Genomic DNA, 15,539 nt, shown 5'->3' with positions numbered 1-15,539 from the left:
TTATAATGATTACATCACACATTATAGCTTATTCACTGAAAGGATGTAGCTCTGCATGTCATTATTACAAAATATGCCTTTATGGAGCGCACTTATAGCCATTATTGTAGCGCAGGTTATTAAAGTACCGATTCGCGCAATTACAGAAAAGCAGGTGCAGCCTGATTTGGCATTTAGTACAGGCGGAATGCCAAGCAGCCACTCCGCAGCAGTAGCTGCCTTAACGACTTCGATTGGCTTCGAAACCGGACTTGATTCCCCTGTTTTTGCTGCTTCCTTTGTTTTCAGTATCATTATTATGTTCGATGCCTCTGGTGTGAGAAGGGCAGCTGGAGAACAAGCGATTCTGCTTAACTTACTGCTGAAGGATTTCCAGCGATTTGTTGACGAAGCGAAGAAATGGGGCAGCAAGCAAGAATTTGAAAAAAATCGAGAAATTAGAGAAATGCTCGGACATCAGCCAATTGAAGTATTTTTCGGTGCATTAACTGGCATTGCTATTTCCCTCATCATTTACTTGCTGTTTTGATGGAAGATGCACCTGTTTTGAAACAAGTTCCTTTACCTGTACGGGCTGCTGTTCATACTTGATCACATCCTGTACAGTCAAATTGGTAAGCTGGCTCCACGTTACATACATAGCTGTACACAGAAGCATAAACAGGACAGTTCTTTTACACCAACGGATCATTTTGTCTCACCTCTCTTTACAGCATCGACAAATGGAAAATTCCTTATACCGATAAGCTGACAAGAAGTAATGATGAGACTTGTGGATATAGAAAAGTGTCAAATCAAATTGATTTGTCACTTTTTTTGCTTCCTAAATTAAAATAGGTACGGCCACCACGCAACCGCCATACATAGGCACCAAGCTATAGAAGGAATTGCCAAACTTTTGACCGCTTCCATCCATCCAAACTCATAACGACGGTTCTTTAAGATTCTATCAGTTATAAAAAATAGTACAGAAGCACCTAAACTATACCAAAACAGAATAAGACCAAAAACTGCATGCATTGCTCCTGAAACAATAAATTCCGCCTTTTTGTCTTGTGTTTTAGCTGATATAGCTTCCCCTGCCTTCTCACTAACAACAGAAGTGGCTATCCCATAAATTATAATGACTGGAAAGCTATAGATAATATATACCGGTATAGTCGTAATGGAAGAAAACAAATAATTACCGATTTGGCTGAGGTCGAAAGAATCTGGTATCACAAATCCTAGAATGACAGCAAATAAAGTTCCTGATATCGAAGCGCTCATGATTTTTCTAGCAAATATAGTAACACCTCCAATAGATAATATATTTCACAATTTTAACCTACAAGAGATGGTGCGACCTTTTGCGCTATGCGCGCTGCCATACATATAGGTTTAACTCGAGAGGATTTTTAACAAAAAAACATTTCCAATTGGATTAATTACATATCTCTTTTTGATTACAATTATTAGGATGACATTCTTACACAACCTTACTTAACATGGAGGTATAAAGATGTATATGAAGAGTACACCAAGCAAGCATTTTGGTGAATTTCTTAGTTTGGGGCTGGAGTAGGGGCTGGAGTAGGGGCTTTATTTTATAATAAACCCATAAGTGCAGTACTAGGGTTAACATTTGGAATAGCTTTGGGAAATCCAATTGAAAAAACAGAACAAAAACGGTCAGCGACTCATGCATTGGCCGTTTTTATTCTGTTTGCTAACTTACTAGATTTCACGATTAACTGAAAATATTAAATTTCCCTTTCTTCAATACAAGCCCAACACCGCCAAGCTGATACAAATAGCGGTTGTCGGATGCTTTCTTCATCACGTCTGCCGACTTACCGTATAGTTTCTTGCCCATTACGGTACCCATGGCATCGCCTCCGCCTAAGGAAGCAAGTGTACCTTTCAGGTCTGGTACGAATTTCTGTGTGTTGCTTTCCTTACGAATGAGGGCTTTAAGATTTTGTGCACAATTAAAGCCCATTTGTGTCGCAATCTGCGCTGTCGGCGGGTACGGCTTGCCTGTCTCTTCGTTCATAACAGCTGCACAATCACCAACGATAAAGATATCATCATGATCCGGATCACGCAGATCTTCTGTGACCATTACTTTGTTGCGCTTTACATCAAAACCAGATTTCTCTAAAACAGAGCTGCCTTGTACACCAGCTGCCCAAACAGTTGTATTTGTATTGATTGTATGTTTTTCTTCGGCTTTCTCATAAACAATGCTATCAGCCGTTACTTCCTTAAGAAAAGCATTTGTCTGGAACTCAATACCACGGGACTCCAAGGAGTTCAAGGCATATTCAACGAGCTGGGGATCGAATCCCATCATGACAGATGGTCCTGCTTCTATAACGGTAACGCGGACTTTGTCACGATCAATATCGTATTCCTTGCAAAGTTCCGGTATACGTTCAGCCAATTCACCAGCAAATTCAATACCTGTAAAGCCGCCACCGCCGATAACGATATTCAAACGTTCTTCTTTCTTTTCATTTTCATTATTGTACATAGCAAAATTATGTTCGATATGTTCTCGAATCAATCGGGACGAATTGATACTGCGGATAATATAAGCATGATCCAGCAAACCTTCAATCCCAAAATTGGCAGGCTCAAAGCCAAGCCCTACAACAAGATAATCATAGGAAATTTCACCATTTTCCATGATGAGTTTTTTCTCATCCGGATTGATTTTCGTCACTGTATCTTGGACAAAATTTACTTTTTTTGAATCAATTACATCTTTAATCGCGATTCTTGTTTGATCATGGTGTCTTGTACCAGCCGCATTTTCATGAAGCCAAGTTGTTTGATAATGATAGTCGTGCTTGTTAATAAGTGTAATGCTTGCTTCGTCAGTTCCAATTAGCTTCTGCAGTTTCACTGTCGTGATGAGGCCGCCATAGCCAGCACCTGCTATTACGATTTTCGGTTTGTTCATCTTTGATCACATCCATTAATATAGTTTGGTCTTTCAACAGCTGCATAACCTAACAACACATTAATTTTTTTGTTTGTGATTCTATTCACTTTATAAGGCAGATGAAAACATAAAACTGTCATAAAACTGTCATCATTATTATGGTAATCGTTTTAATTCCTTTTATCAATCAAAAAGTGAAGCGTTCTCATGGTTCTGGGCATACTACGAAGTGATGAAAAATCCTTCTTCTTACTCATATTTCAACATCTATGATAAAATACCACATGTTACGTTTAAAAATATTAGGAGGAACCGGTATGTCAGATCAAATTTATGATGTGACCATCATCGGTGCAGGTCCAGTCGGACTTTTCACTGCGTTCTATGGTGGGATGCGTCAGCAAAGTGTCAAAATCATTGAAAGTCTTCCCCATGTTGGCGGACAGCTTTCTGCTTTATACCCAGAAAAATTCATTTACGATATAGCAGGCTTCCCTAGTATCCGCGCTCAGGAATTAGTGGACAACCTGATGGAACAGCTAAACCGCTTCGACCCTTCCATTGCGCTTGGCGAGTCAGTTGATAAGGTCGAGCGCTTAGAAGATAATACATTCCGTATTGAAACAGATAAGGATGTACATTACTCGAAAACAATTATTATCACAGCTGGTAATGGCGCGTTTCAGCCGCGCCGTTTAACAGTAGAGCGCTGCGATGAGTTCGAGGGTGTCAACTTGAATTATTACGTAGACAATATGCAGAAGTATGCTGGCAAGCGCGTGCTGTTAGCAGGCGGCGGTGATTCTGCTGTTGACTGGGCACTCATGCTAGAGCCGATTGCGAAGGAAGTCATCCTTGTTCACCGCCGGGACCAATTCCGTGCGCACGAACATAGTGTGGAACGCTTAATGCAGTCAAACGTTAGAATTATGACGCCATACGTACCAGTTGAGATGCTAGGTACAGATCGAATCGAACAAGTTGTGCTGCAAAAGGTGAAAAGCGAAGAAACAGAAACAATCGATGTAGACGAAGTTTTGGTAAACTACGGCTTCATCTCTTCTCTAGGTCCAATCAAGCAATGGGATTTGGAAATCGAGAAAAACAGTATTGTCGTTAATACGAAGCAAGAAACAAATATTGCCGGCATTTATGCCGCTGGTGATATTTGCACATACCCAGGGAAAGTCAACTTGATTGCCTCTGGCTTCGGCGAAGGGCCAACAGCAATTAATAATGCCAAAACGTATATCGATCCAGATGCACGTGTCCAGCCGAAGCACTCTACAAGCATGTTTTAATTCAAACACCGGATTCCTTTACGGAGGGCCGGTGTTTTTTATATGCTCTTTGTATAAGGACACGCTTCTTTCACACACTAGTAGCGATAAAGGAGGAGCTGTATGGAAAACGAATTCGAACATCGCTTGATGCCCTTAGCCTCCATGAAGAGTGGTAAAAAAACAACCGTCTCTCCAACTGTTCATGGCTACCTTGACCAAATTGTGAATGTGTTTTTCATTGAAAATCCTGCCGCGAAGGAATGGGTCCTCGTTGACGCTGGCATGCCCGACACAGCTAAAAAGATTAAACAAGCTGCTGCCCATTTGTTCGGAGAAGGAGCAAAACCTGCTTGTATCATTCTGACGCATGGCCATTTTGACCACGTTGGGAGTATTGTCGAGTTAGTAAAAGAGTGGAATGTGCCAGTTTACGCACATGAATTGGAACTGCCTTACCTTACGGGACAGCAAAATTACCCGGAAGCAGATACCGAAGCTGGCGGCGGTATGATTACAAAGCTGTCCAAGTCGTTCCCAAACACAGGAATCGACTTGAGCGAGCATGTACGACTCCTTCCGCTGGATCATAAAGTACCGCACCTGCCAGGCTGGGAATGGATTCACACACCTGGACATACACCTGGACATATTAGCCTCTTTCATCCTGAAGACAAAGTTCTGGTTGCCGGAGATGCATTTACAACAGTCCAGCAGGAATCTTTACACAAAGTGTTAATGCAGCAAAAGGAATTCAACGGTCCTCCCCGCTACTTTACAATGGACGAACAAGCTGCCTTCCGTTCCATTCGTAAGCTGCAAGAACTGTACCCACAAGCAGCCGGCACTGGCCACGGAATGCCCGTATTTGCCGATGAATTAGAAGAAGGGCTGAAAAAGCTCACGGAAACGAAGAAATAAGGCTGGGACATAAATGTTTGAGCTATATAAAATTCCAAACAATATTGCAATTAAAAGCAGTATTGTTTGGATTTTTTGCATTGGAAACGAACATGAGAGCATCGCTTCGGAAATACACTCCGCTTTCCTGCGGGAGTCTCCGTGTATTTCCTACGCTGATTTTTATGATGGGAAATCTTCACTCGCAGAATACGTAGACTCCTCGAAAAAGATATCGATTTTCTTGTCGGCGTCAACTTCAAAAGCCACTCTTAGTCCAACAATAACAGCTAAAGTTGGAAAGCAGCAGTCGTCAGAAAGCTGCATTAAAAGTACGGATCTAGTTATTGTTCGCTTTTAGGATGAATTAATCTTGTTTCGTCCCGCTCTCATTTCTCTTTTAGTTCCTTCGTCATTATAACTATTTCTACCTTTGTTTCATCTGGCTTCCTTACTGTTGTTCTGTTGCTTATGTAAAATCCATTCTGTTCATATAAAGCTATATTTTTTGCCACCGACAGCCTTACCTGACATTGAAGCTGAAAAAGTCTCCGTGAAGCCGCATAACGCTCTAATGCAGCTAATAATTGCCGCGCTATTCCCTGTCCCCTCTCTTCTGGACTTACAGATAAGCGAAAGAAATACAGATGCTCTTTTTGTTCTCTAAATCGCACAACCCCGATAACCTTCTTTTCCCTCCAAAACAAGAACGCTTTTTCTTCTCCATTTCTTAAAGAAGTTTCAATGGTGTCTACCGTTTCCTCCAATGCACTGGATGGCGCATTACTAAACCGATATTCTTCAAATGCTGCCAGCATTGTGCGGTGTATTTCCTCAGCATGAGAAACTTCAGCTAATAAAATCATGGTATCCCTCCAGCTATCAATAGTTCATCTAGATATTACGGTTCATTTATTCTGCTAAGTGTACAAAAGACAGAAAGTGATTGGCAGAAAACATAACAAAACCCACTTCCGCTGACGTTCTTTTCCCAATACAAGAATCTATTAATTCAACTTATAATTTAATAGAATTACATACCACATTTTAGGAGGAATAAATAATGAAAAACAGTAAATGGATGAAACTTCTGCTCGTTGGCTTAGCTGTTGTATTGTCACTGACTTTTTCGTTCCAGCCATCAAAAGCAGAAGCAGCAACGAACAATACACCCGTTGTATTTGTACATGGCCTGGGCGGATCAGATACTAATTTCTACTTCATTGAAAGATATTTGCAAGGACAAGGCTGGTCCAGTGAGGAGCTTCATGCTATTGATCTCCCTAGTAAACAAGGACAGCAGCAACTGAACGCTGCCGCTATCTCACGCTTTGTGGACAATGTATTAGCGGAAACAGGCAGTGATAAAGTAAACATTGTGGCGCACAGCATGGGCGGGGCCAACAGCCTTTACTATATCCAGAACTACGGCGGCAATGACAAAGTAGACAAGCTCGTTACATTGGGCGGGGCAAATCGCCTTACTACTAGCCGTGCCCCTGCTGGGATTGACACGACTTCCATCTACTCTACAAGCGATAGAATTGTAAGCTCCTATCTTTCTGTCCTATCCGGTGCAAACAACATTCGCCTTTATGGTATTTCTCATATTGGGCTGCTAAATAGCTACCAAGTAGATGCTCATATTAAAGACGCACTTCAAAATTAATACAGAAAAAGGGTGATTCATAAGAATCACCCTTTTCTTACTAAAAGAGCCTGTTGCCAGTTAAAAATCAATGCATCAAGTTCTTCTTATTTCGCATCAGCAGTTCTCCGGCGTACCTTCACGTGCTGCCGCTTTAAACGATGAACCACAGCCACAAGAAACGATGGCATTTGGATTATCAATCGTGAACCCGCCGCCCATCATGTTCTGTTTAAAGTCAATTGTTGTACCTTCAATAACTGGGATATCCATGGAACGGATAATAACCGGGATATCGTTGTTCACTTCGTATGTGTCTAGTTCTTCATTCTTCTCGTATTCAAAGCCAAGGCTGTAAGATAATCCACTGCAGCCGCCGCCTTTCACACCAAAGCGCAAGAAAACTGTTTCGGCGTCTTCTTCTTTCAGCATCTCTTTAATTTGAAGGCTGGCACTGTCTGTTATATTTAAGACCATTTCGGTAACCTCCTGTTTTAATCTTATCTATAGTATACGCTCCTAATGCAGGATGCTCAAGCACCGTGCTCCCAATAAAATGTGCCAGATACTGTCTTTTCGGCAGCACCGCGCATCCAGACTGATCCAGCTTTTTCCCAGCGAATGAACAAATCTCCGCCGCTAAGATGTACCGTTACTTCTTCTCCATAAGGGGCTTTTCCGTTCAGGATAGCTGCGACAACAGCTGCACAAGCCCCTGTCCCGCACGCCTGCGTCACGCCAGACCCACGTTCCCAGACGCGGAAATGCATTTCTTTTTCAGACACCATTTCAATGAACTCAACGTTCACTCCTTCTGGAAAACGAGGATCATTCGTAATGACAGGTCCAGCTGTATAAAGCGGGGCATTATCAATGTGATCAACAAAGAAGACCGCATGCGGGTTGCCCATGCTTACTGCGGTGACCCTGAGTTGTTCCTCTCCTGAATCAAAAGCTTCGGCTACGACTTGCTGACCTTTTTCCCCTAACATCGGGATCAGCTCACGCTGCAGAATTGGTGCTCCCATGTCGACAGTCACTTCGTGTACATGCTCTCGCGAACCATGCACTTTTGCTTCCACTTGGCCGGCTTTTGTTTGAATCGTAAACGTATCCGTGTCCACCAAGTTGTTTTCATAAGCATATTTAGCAACACAACGCAGTCCATTACCGCAATTCATCGCCTCTGAACCGTCCAAGTTAAAAATGCGCATGCCGACATCGCATGTTTCGCTCGGATGAATTAAAATTAAGCCATCCGAGCCGATACCTGTGTTTCGATCGGCAATGTCGATTGCAAGCGGTGCCAGCATCTCTTCTTCTAATTGAAACTGAAATAAATCCACAAAAATATAGCTGTTTTTCAAGCCATGCAGTTTTACAAATGGTATGTCCATTCTCTCGTCTCCTCTACTATGTATGAAAAAAGCCATGGTCTGCGCATGGCAGACACATAGCCTATTAAAATAATGGATTTTCTTCAATGAACTTGTAAACATTTTGGACAAGCTCATCGGCTGTCTCTGCAGTCACCGGCTCTCCGTTTACTAACGCAAACAGATGCTGGGCGCATATGCCGCAAAAGCTTGTACAGCCATATTCTATTACATCAAGACCAGGATCACTGTCGAGCTTTTCAAAAGCCTCCTGTGAACCAGTGGCCAGATTGTTTACGCAAAATTCAATGATCGGATTCATCCCGCTCACTCCTATTCTAGGATGTAACACTATCAAAAGATAATGCTACCACACTGCAGGATAGGAGCACAACTAGCTTGCGCTGACCGCCTTCTCAACAGCCTTTGTAACAGCTTTCAGTGAAATTATACCTTCACCTGCTATCTCCCCATCGACAAGGACAACTGGATAAAACAAATCGTCTTCCATCACCAGTTCGGCAAACTGCTTGTGCCTTGCTTCTGCAGGCGGTTCGTGGATATCGATGTACTCAAATTCAAACTGATTGTCTTTAAACTTTCGCCCTAACGCAGCCTGCAGCCATTCATACGTGTCTTTGGAGCTTGGTGCATTCACACAGCTTGCGCAAATGATTTCTGCCCCATAAACGCTAATCCTTGTTGCCATCTTATCCGTCCTTTCGTCTGCTAGTAGCTTCAGTTTACCGTAATGAACAAAATGTTGGAATGGAAATTTTTAATTGATAAAATTTCTCAGTTGACTAGCGTGGATTTTTTATCTGAAACGATTTATAATAGATATATAATCGTAAGGGGGATAATGGATGATGGAAAACCAAGTACAAGAAGTATTGAACAAATTACGTCCATTCTTGCTGCGTGACGGCGGTGACGTCGAGCTAGTCGATGTTGATGAAGGTATCGTGCGCCTGCGTCTTATGGGAGCATGCGGTAACTGCCCAAGCTCTACGATCACATTAAAAGCTGGTATTGAGCGTGCCTTGATGGCAGAAGTACCTGGCGTGCGTGAGATCGAGCAAGTATTTTAATAGAATGAATAGACCCACGAGGAAATATCTCTTTCCCAGTGGGTTTTTATTTTATGCATAAATACAAAACCCACAGAAATTCTTAAAATTTCTGTGGGTTCTATTATGCTTCAACTGCTAACTCTTCTGTACAGCTTCCATTCTTCGCACAAGACAGCAATACCCATTCAAACGCCGGATACTTCTGTTGATATTGCGCGTGTACAGAAGCAGCTTGCGCTTCACTGACTATTGCAATCATCGTAGGCCCAGCACCGCTTAAATAAACACCATAAGCTGCTTCTTGCAAGGAGTCTGCTATTTCCTCATAATGCGGTATCATCGCTTGTCGGTATGGCTGGTGGAAAAGATCCTTCTCCATCATTTCTCCAAGCAGCTTCCAATTCTGCTGCAGCAGAGCTGCTACGGCTACATTCGCGACACCGCTCGCTTGCACGGCTTCTTTATAAGCTAATTGATCTGGAAGAACAGCTCTGGCAGCTGATGTTGCCAGCTCAAAAGGGGGGATGACAGCTAAAAAGCGCACATGATCAATCGGTGTTTGAACATAATGGACGTCGCCATCATAATAACCAATCACACAGCCGCCTAAAATCGATGGCGCAGCATTATCTGGATGGCCTTCGAGACTGACAGCTAGATCGAGTTTCTCTGCATCACCGAGCGCTAATGATAGAAGGCAATCTGCCAGCTCAATTCCTGCGACAAGTGCGGTTGCACTGCTTCCGAGTCCTCTGGCCAGCGGGATATCGCTTCTCATCCGAACCGAACAAGCTGGCAAATCCTCAAAGCCATACTGCTTGGCAACATGATGTGCAGTTTCATAGATCATGTTATCTTTGCCAGACGGAAGACCTTGTACAGCATCTGATGCGGCAATGAATTCCCATTCTGCAGCAGGCTGCACTTCCAGTTCCAAGTACAGATCCAATGCAATGCCAATTGAATCAAAGCCTGGTCCGATATTAGCTGTACTTGCAGGTACACGTATTTGCCAGCGTTTCATTTACATCCGCTCCTTGATTGCTTGGGCAATCACTTGCTCTTCGTTGGGCAGAACGACCGGCTTGATTGTACTGTATTCAATAGCTGTATGCGGATCCTTCAAACCATTGCCCGTTAATACACAAGTAACAGTAGCACCCTTAGCTACTTCTCCTTGCTCCAAAGCTTTCAATAGTCCTGCAAAGGAAGCACAGGAACCTGGTTCAGCAAATATGCCTTCCTCACGAGCGATTTTTTGATATGCAGCGATAATCTGCTCATCTGTTACTTCATCAATCGTACCGCCTGATTCATCTCTTGCTGAAGTTGCTTTTTGCCAGCTGGCTGGGTTTCCGATACGGATAGCAGTACCAACTGTCTCTGGATTTTCAAACACACGGTCATGAACAATCGGTGCCGCTCCGCTAGCTTGATAACCTTTCAATACTGGCAGACTGTAGCCTTTTTCCTGTTCATATTCTTTGAAGCCTTTCCAATAGGCACTAATGTTACCGGCATTTCCGACTGGAATGAACAGATAATCAGGTGCTTGTCCCAATTGCTCGCACAGCTCAAAAGCTGCCGTCTTTTGTCCTTCGAGACGGTAAGGATTAACAGAGTTCACTAGTGCTACTGGCTCGGTTTCACTCAAATTGCGGACAACCCGCAGGGCATCGTCAAAATTGCCTGCAATCGAAAATATTTCCGCGCCATACATGACGGCTTGTGCCAACTTGCCTTGGGCAATCTTGCCTTCTGGGATTACGACGAAGCAACGCATACCAGCTCGGGCAGCATAAGCAGCAGCGGAGGCGGACGTATTGCCCGTCGAAGCGCAGATAACCGCTTTCGCTCCTGCTTCCTTTGCTTTGGCTATCGCCATGACCATCCCGCGGTCTTTAAAGCTGCCCGTCGGATTCGCTCCCTCTATCTTGGCATAAGCGTTGATTCCATAAGCAGCCGATAGTTTCTCAAGTTTGACGAGTGGTGTGTTTCCTTCTCCTAAACTTACTGCTGGTGTTTCGTCAGAAATAGGTAAATGTGCTTTGTATGCTTCCAAAAGTCCCTGCCATACCATCTTGATCAATCCTCTCCGTCTACACGATAACAGCTGATAACACGTTTCACGACATCTAATTTTTCCAGCTGCTGTATGCTGTTTTCGATTTGCTGTTTGCTATGCTTATGTGTCACCATAACGACTTCTGCTGTTTTGGAGCTTGCGTGCGGCAATTGAAGAATTTTTGCAAACGACACATTTTCACCAGCGAAAACATTCGTCACCGCATGGAAAGCACCTGTCTGGTCCTCTGCTTCTACTCGGACAAAGTACTTCGCATGTTTCTGTGTATTGTCTTTCAAAGCTTTCCTGTACTGCGGTGTCACATAAGCTTTCCCGCTGACCCCTAGACGGACATTTTTGACCACTTCCATTAAATCCGATACGACTGCGGTAGCTGTTGGTAATCCGCCTGCGCCTGGACCGTAAAACATCGTTTCGCCGACTGCTTGCCCGTATACATAAACAGCATTATATTCATTTTTTACTTGAGCCAGCGGATGGGCTGTCGGCAGCAAAGTAGGCTCTACACTTACTTCGACTTTTCCATCATCCATTGCTGCAATACCAATCAATTTCATTTGGTAGCCTAATCTTCCGGCAAAATCAATGTCTTCTTGGGTAATGGATGTGATACCAGAAACTTCGACATCTTCATATGCGACTGGCATCTTAAAAGCCAAATTCGCTAATAACGTCATTTTGCGCGCTGCATCCAAGCCTTCGACATCCGAAGTCGGATCTGCTTCTGCGAATCCAAGTGCCTGCGCTTCCTGCAATACTGGTTCAAAAGGAAGATTCTCATCGGTCATCTTCGTCAAAATAAAGTTTGTCGTACCATTAACAATCCCCATTACTTTTTGAATCTTATCAGAAGCAAGGCCGTCACTTAAGGTTCTGAGTATTGGAATCCCGCCAGCTACACTAGCTTCGTAATAAATATCGGTATTATATTCCTGAGACAATGCAAACAGCTTATCGCCTTCCTCTGCCATCAAGTCCTTGTTAGCCGTCACGATATGCTTGCGATTGCGGATACTGCGTTCGAGCAGCTGATACGTATCCTCCATGCCGCCCATTACTTCAACAACAATATCAATAGCAGAGTTATCGGTAATATCTGCTGGATCTGTCGTCAGGATGCTAGCATCCCCAATGTATTCCCGCTTCTTTTCTTTGTTTTTCACGAGTACTTTTGCTACTTCTACTTCACAGCCAAGCTTGTAGCGGATTTGTTCTTGATGATCCTGTAATATCTGTACGACTCCGCTTCCGACTGTACCTAGTCCGCATAAGCCGATTTGAATCTTTTGTTTCATCTCGCCCATCTCCTGTCCACCTGAAATAAACAAATGTTTTTATATAAAGGACATTATAACCCTATGAATCTATTACCGCAACCATATTTACAAATAATTTTCCAACACAGGTATCTCTAGGGAACGAGTATCCACTTGCAAATGTTGGAATAAGCCGGTTAAACGCTGTTCATACGTTCGCTGCTGCATAATTAGTGTTTCATATGCGGCTCCCGCTGTCCCGGTTAATCCTAACTCCATCTGATCAAATATGTGCAGCGGCATAATGAGTCGCGCATACAAGAGACGCATGCCAAAAACAGAAAGTGGTCGTGCCTGCATATAGGTAGGAAGAAATTCTATTATGTCTTCCTCTTCTTTTTTTCCAAATGCAGTTCGGACATATTCTGCCAAATCACGTGCTGGATGATCATAAATAATCTGATGCGGCAGTACATACGTTTCTGTTAATTCGGATTGGTATTTCATGAAAACAGTCGTAGCCTGATCAGCCTCCGTGAAACGGAACTCGCCGTTCGTCTCATTTACATATTGAATAGCCAGTTCTGACCTGCCAATCACATAAGGAAAAGTATCTAAGAAAAAGCGTTCCTCATGCGTTAGCGGCCGTTTTTGATAAAGCTCTGCATACAGCTTCTCTCCCTGCGCTAAGCGCGCCGTCCACAATTCACTCCACATACCATAGCTGGATAAAGTGTCCGGAGCGAAAGGACAAGCAGCGCCAAGCTCGTGAAACGCCGCTAATTCTGCACCATGAGCACCTAGGCGAACAGGGTAAGGAGGCGGCATCTCGACGACAAGATAAGGTGTATTTTCATACACGGTAATAATTTGCCCTTCTGTCGTAATCATCGGCTGTGCTATTCGCGGAAAACCATTCTCCTGCATATATGCCGTTATCGCTGCCAATTCATAATAGCTGTCTTGATCCGTTCGAGCTGGTATAATAACATAAAGACGTTCCATTGTCTGATAAGCGTGATAATTCCGGTAAGAGACGGGTTTGTCGGTGAACCCCGGTATATATTGCTGCATTAGCTGTAGCACACAAACACCTCCTGATACATTTTATGAAGCAACTAAAAGAATCATGTTCAAGTACAGATGGTTGACGCATAAGCTAACAGGGTATACTGCTAACCGAATCATACATAGAAAGTGACGTGATCATATGACAGCAGAATTAGAAAAAAAAGCAAGAGAATGGCTGATTGAACGAGGTGTACAAGTAGAAGATATTGCAGAACTGGTACATTATCTGCAGGAAAAATATTATCCTGGCCTGACAATGGATCGGTGTATTTATAATGTAGAGCGTGTATTATCCAAAAGGGAAGTGCAAAACGCCATCCTGACTGGTATCCAGTTAGATGTGTTGGCAGAACAGGGAAAACTTGAGCAGCCGTTACAGGATACTCTTGAACGTGATGAGAGCTTGTACGGAATTGATGAAGTTATCGCCCTTTCCATCATCAACCTCTATGGATCAATTGGGTTTACCAATTACGGCTATATCGATAAACAAAAACCAGGTATTCTGGAAAAACTTAATGACAAGAGCAGCGGAGAGTGCCATACTTTCCTCGATGATATTGTCGGAGCCATTGCAGCAGCTGCTGCCAGCAGACTCGCACATAGCCAGAATGAAGAAGAAAATATTGACGGATAAAGCTTTAAAGGGGATATTAACCGCTAGCCAGACAAAGAAAAAGGAGCTGCCTAATTTCCTAGGCATGCTCCTTATTTAAATTCCCATTCATCCAATGTGTCAATTGTATAAGTTGGTTTTGGATGCAGCGATGGCAGCTCTTCTCGCTTTGTGAAACCTGTGCAAACCATGAGTGTGTCCATGCCCGCTCGAATGCCAGCTGTAATATCGGTTAAATAGTTATCTCCGACCATGACGACCTGCTCTTTGTCCAGCTTTAATAGCTTTCTCGCCTGCTCCATCATGATGCTTTCGGGTTTACCGATAAAGATTGGCTCTATTCCTGTGCTGACTGATACAACAGCTGTTAACGATCCATTTCCTGGTAATAAGCCTGCTTCAGTTGGAAGGGCTTTGTCGCTGTTCGTAGACAGAAACGTAGCACCTGCCCGAACTAATAAACATGCTTTCGCCAGCTTCTCATAAGTAATAGCTGTATCAAGTCCAACAACAACGTAATCACAGTCTTCATCAGCAACAGTCAGTTCTTCTTTCGCCAAAGCATCAAACAAGCCTTCCTCACCTATGGCATAGACACGTGCAGCTGGCTTTTGCTCACGAATATACGCTGCCGTTGCCATACTGGTTGTAAACACATCCTCAGGTTGGGCTTCTATATCCATTTGGCGCAGCTTGGCGGCTACTTGCTCTTGTGTACGTGTCGAGTTATTCGTCACAAACAGATACTTCCTGCCAGCCTCCCTTAATCGGTGAATGAATCCTGGAGCAGCATTAATTCGTTTGCTGCCAAGATACATGGTTCCATCTAAGTCGATTAAATAGCCATCATATGCTTTCATCAGTCTTGATCGCTCCTTGCAAAAGCGGAAGCTGTCCGCGTTTCATTCACTAGATAGTCTCTAACCCATTTCACGTATTGTGCAAGAAGTGCTTTGTGCTTGTCCATCGTGTCTGCTAGCGTTTGATGGTTTACATGCAAATAGTCCCCTGTAAGCATTTTACGTAGTGCGATTACTTCTTTAAAAGCTGGTGCTGCGTTTTCAGCAATCACCTGCTCATCAGCAAGAATATCGATAATATCATCATAGCTGCCCGGATCACGCATGATAAATCCATCGATTACGCTATTGCCGGTATCCAGTATAGCTTCAATGAGCAGCTGCGCCCGACGTTCCATAGCCAGCTTGCCTGTGAGCTCTTCCGTTGACGTTATATCAGCAGCAAGCAGCTCTTCCATATATGTAAGTATTCCTTCAATTTTTTGTTTATCCACAAAGTACATC

At 43.4% G+C, this 15,539-nt stretch carries 19 protein-coding genes; 6 read left to right on the top strand and 13 right to left on the bottom strand.

All coding sequences use genetic code 11. The features are described from left to right. Positions 1-55: 55 nt before the first annotated feature. Positions 56-529, top strand: a complete 474-nt coding sequence (locus tag B1K52_RS10225) for a divergent PAP2 family protein (RefSeq protein WP_077307879.1) — start codon at positions 56-58, stop codon at positions 527-529. 299 nt (positions 530-828) lie between these two features. Here the strand turns inward: B1K52_RS10225 and B1K52_RS10220 are convergent, their stop codons facing one another. Both B1K52_RS10220 and B1K52_RS10215 read right to left on the bottom strand, forming a co-directional pair. Continuing rightward, entirely contained in the window at positions 829-1,269 is a 441-nt protein-coding gene (locus B1K52_RS10220) for a hypothetical protein (RefSeq protein WP_077307877.1), read from the bottom strand. A gap of 460 nt (positions 1,270-1,729) precedes the next feature. Continuing rightward, positions 1,730-2,947, bottom strand: a complete 1,218-nt coding sequence (locus tag B1K52_RS10215; RefSeq protein ID WP_077307875.1) for an NAD(P)/FAD-dependent oxidoreductase — start codon at positions 2,945-2,947, stop codon at positions 1,730-1,732. A 299-nt stretch (positions 2,948-3,246) separates the two neighbouring features. On the opposite strand from B1K52_RS10215, the gene B1K52_RS10210 reads away from it, so the two are divergent. Then, positions 3,247-4,230, top strand: coding sequence for an NAD(P)/FAD-dependent oxidoreductase (locus B1K52_RS10210; protein WP_077307873.1), 984 nt, complete (start codon positions 3,247-3,249; stop codon positions 4,228-4,230). 102 nt (positions 4,231-4,332) lie between these two features. After that, positions 4,333-5,130, top strand: coding sequence for an MBL fold metallo-hydrolase (locus B1K52_RS10205; protein ID WP_077307871.1), 798 nt, complete (start codon positions 4,333-4,335; stop codon positions 5,128-5,130). A gap of 368 nt (positions 5,131-5,498) precedes the next feature. Here the strand turns inward: B1K52_RS10205 and B1K52_RS10200 are convergent, their stop codons facing one another. Further along, the gene (locus B1K52_RS10200; RefSeq protein ID WP_077307869.1) at positions 5,499-5,975 is read right to left on the bottom strand and encodes a GNAT family N-acetyltransferase; all 477 of its coding nucleotides are present in this window, start codon (positions 5,973-5,975) and stop codon (positions 5,499-5,501) included. Between the two features lie 197 nt (positions 5,976-6,172). Between B1K52_RS10200 and B1K52_RS10195 the strand changes: the two genes are divergently transcribed. Then, positions 6,173-6,778 carry an esterase/lipase family protein gene (locus tag B1K52_RS10195; protein WP_143588870.1) on the top strand — a complete coding sequence of 202 codons (606 nt, stop codon included), beginning with the start codon at positions 6,173-6,175 and terminating at the stop codon, positions 6,776-6,778. A gap of 96 nt (positions 6,779-6,874) precedes the next feature. On the opposite strand, the gene B1K52_RS10190 is transcribed toward B1K52_RS10195, so the two are convergent. The 4 genes from B1K52_RS10190 to B1K52_RS10175 all read right to left on the bottom strand — a co-directional run bounded on the left by B1K52_RS10190 (position 6,875) and on the right by B1K52_RS10175 (position 8,842). Next, positions 6,875-7,234 carry a HesB/IscA family protein gene (locus B1K52_RS10190; RefSeq protein WP_077307865.1) on the bottom strand — a complete coding sequence of 120 codons (360 nt, stop codon included), beginning with the start codon at positions 7,232-7,234 and terminating at the stop codon, positions 6,875-6,877. A 56-nt stretch (positions 7,235-7,290) separates the two neighbouring features. Continuing rightward, a complete protein-coding gene (dapF, locus tag B1K52_RS10185) occupies positions 7,291-8,154 on the bottom strand; it encodes a diaminopimelate epimerase (protein ID WP_077307863.1) in 864 nt (287 codons plus the stop codon). A gap of 64 nt (positions 8,155-8,218) precedes the next feature. Continuing rightward, positions 8,219-8,455 (bottom strand): YuzB family protein, encoded by a 237-nt coding sequence (locus B1K52_RS10180; protein WP_077307861.1) that lies wholly within the window; start codon positions 8,453-8,455, stop codon positions 8,219-8,221. Between the two features lie 72 nt (positions 8,456-8,527). Next, a complete protein-coding gene (locus tag B1K52_RS10175) occupies positions 8,528-8,842 on the bottom strand; it encodes a YuzD family protein (RefSeq protein WP_077307859.1) in 315 nt (104 codons plus the stop codon). 157 nt (positions 8,843-8,999) lie between these two features. Between B1K52_RS10175 and B1K52_RS10170 the strand changes: the two genes are divergently transcribed. After that, the gene (locus tag B1K52_RS10170; protein ID WP_038564952.1) at positions 9,000-9,224 is read left to right on the top strand and encodes a NifU family protein; all 225 of its coding nucleotides are present in this window, start codon (positions 9,000-9,002) and stop codon (positions 9,222-9,224) included. A 103-nt stretch (positions 9,225-9,327) separates the two neighbouring features. Here B1K52_RS10170 and thrB read toward each other — a convergent pair whose 3' ends face one another. The 4 genes from thrB to B1K52_RS10150 form a co-directional block, all read right to left on the bottom strand. After that, positions 9,328-10,230: a homoserine kinase gene (thrB, locus tag B1K52_RS10165; protein ID WP_077307857.1), complete on the bottom strand. Its 903-nt coding sequence runs from the start codon at positions 10,228-10,230 to the stop codon at positions 9,328-9,330. Beyond that, positions 10,231-11,286 (bottom strand): threonine synthase, encoded by a 1,056-nt coding sequence (thrC, locus tag B1K52_RS10160; RefSeq protein WP_077307855.1) that lies wholly within the window; start codon positions 11,284-11,286, stop codon positions 10,231-10,233. Positions 11,287-11,291: 5 nt separating this feature from the next. Further along, entirely contained in the window at positions 11,292-12,587 is a 1,296-nt protein-coding gene (locus B1K52_RS10155; protein WP_077310574.1) for a homoserine dehydrogenase, read from the bottom strand. Between the two features lie 87 nt (positions 12,588-12,674). Then, positions 12,675-13,634, bottom strand: a complete 960-nt coding sequence (locus B1K52_RS10150) for a protein kinase family protein (RefSeq protein WP_077307853.1) — start codon at positions 13,632-13,634, stop codon at positions 12,675-12,677. A 124-nt stretch (positions 13,635-13,758) separates the two neighbouring features. Between B1K52_RS10150 and B1K52_RS10145 the strand changes: the two genes are divergently transcribed. Continuing rightward, a complete protein-coding gene (locus tag B1K52_RS10145) occupies positions 13,759-14,256 on the top strand; it encodes a phosphatidylglycerophosphatase A family protein (protein ID WP_077307851.1) in 498 nt (165 codons plus the stop codon). 71 nt (positions 14,257-14,327) lie between these two features. Here B1K52_RS10145 and B1K52_RS10140 read toward each other — a convergent pair whose 3' ends face one another. Together B1K52_RS10140 and B1K52_RS10135 are read right to left on the bottom strand one after the other, a co-directional pair. Then, complete coding sequence (locus B1K52_RS10140) at positions 14,328-15,095, bottom strand: TIGR01457 family HAD-type hydrolase (protein ID WP_077307849.1); 768 nt, start codon at positions 15,093-15,095, stop codon at positions 14,328-14,330. After that, on the bottom strand, positions 15,095-15,538 hold the full coding sequence (locus B1K52_RS10135; RefSeq protein WP_077307847.1) for a DUF86 domain-containing protein: 444 nt from the start codon (positions 15,536-15,538) through the stop codon (positions 15,095-15,097). Before B1K52_RS10135 ends, B1K52_RS10140 begins: the two co-directional genes overlap by 1 nt. Between the last annotated feature and the right edge of the window lies 1 nt (position 15,539).

The sequence above is a fragment of the Terribacillus halophilus genome (genome assembly GCF_900162685.1).
Lineage (GTDB): Bacteria > Bacillota > Bacilli > Bacillales > Amphibacillaceae > Terribacillus > Terribacillus halophilus_A.
The sequence above is the reverse complement of the archived record's forward strand: the minus strand, read 5'-3'. Positions and strand labels throughout refer to the sequence as shown.

Coding starts and splice junctions, on each gene's coding strand:
- B1K52_RS10170 (WP_038564952.1), top strand. CDS start 9,000: ATGATGGAAAACCAAGTACAAGAAGTATTGAACAAATTACGTCCATTC.
- B1K52_RS10220 (WP_077307877.1), bottom strand. CDS start 1,269: ATGAGCGCTTCGATATCAGGAACTTTATTTGCTGTCATTCTAGGATTT.
- B1K52_RS10135 (WP_077307847.1), bottom strand. CDS start 15,538: ATGTACTTTGTGGATAAACAAAAAATTGAAGGAATACTTACATATATG.
- B1K52_RS10145 (WP_077307851.1), top strand. CDS start 13,759: ATGACAGCAGAATTAGAAAAAAAAGCAAGAGAATGGCTGATTGAACGA.
- B1K52_RS10215 (WP_077307875.1), bottom strand. CDS start 2,947: ATGAACAAACCGAAAATCGTAATAGCAGGTGCTGGCTATGGCGGCCTC.
- B1K52_RS10180 (WP_077307861.1), bottom strand. CDS start 8,455: ATGAATCCGATCATTGAATTTTGCGTAAACAATCTGGCCACTGGTTCA.
- B1K52_RS10140 (WP_077307849.1), bottom strand. CDS start 15,095: ATGAAAGCATATGATGGCTATTTAATCGACTTAGATGGAACCATGTAT.
- B1K52_RS10210 (WP_077307873.1), top strand. CDS start 3,247: ATGTCAGATCAAATTTATGATGTGACCATCATCGGTGCAGGTCCAGTC.
- B1K52_RS10205 (WP_077307871.1), top strand. CDS start 4,333: ATGGAAAACGAATTCGAACATCGCTTGATGCCCTTAGCCTCCATGAAG.
- B1K52_RS10155 (WP_077310574.1), bottom strand. CDS start 12,587: ATGAAACAAAAGATTCAAATCGGCTTATGCGGACTAGGTACAGTCGGA.
- B1K52_RS10225 (WP_077307879.1), top strand. CDS start 56: ATGTCATTATTACAAAATATGCCTTTATGGAGCGCACTTATAGCCATT.
- B1K52_RS10195 (WP_143588870.1), top strand. CDS start 6,173: ATGAAAAACAGTAAATGGATGAAACTTCTGCTCGTTGGCTTAGCTGTT.
- thrC (WP_077307855.1), bottom strand. CDS start 11,286: ATGGTATGGCAGGGACTTTTGGAAGCATACAAAGCACATTTACCTATT.
- B1K52_RS10175 (WP_077307859.1), bottom strand. CDS start 8,842: ATGGCAACAAGGATTAGCGTTTATGGGGCAGAAATCATTTGCGCAAGC.
- B1K52_RS10190 (WP_077307865.1), bottom strand. CDS start 7,234: ATGGTCTTAAATATAACAGACAGTGCCAGCCTTCAAATTAAAGAGATG.
- B1K52_RS10200 (WP_077307869.1), bottom strand. CDS start 5,975: ATGATTTTATTAGCTGAAGTTTCTCATGCTGAGGAAATACACCGCACA.
- dapF (WP_077307863.1), bottom strand. CDS start 8,154: ATGGACATACCATTTGTAAAACTGCATGGCTTGAAAAACAGCTATATT.
- thrB (WP_077307857.1), bottom strand. CDS start 10,230: ATGAAACGCTGGCAAATACGTGTACCTGCAAGTACAGCTAATATCGGA.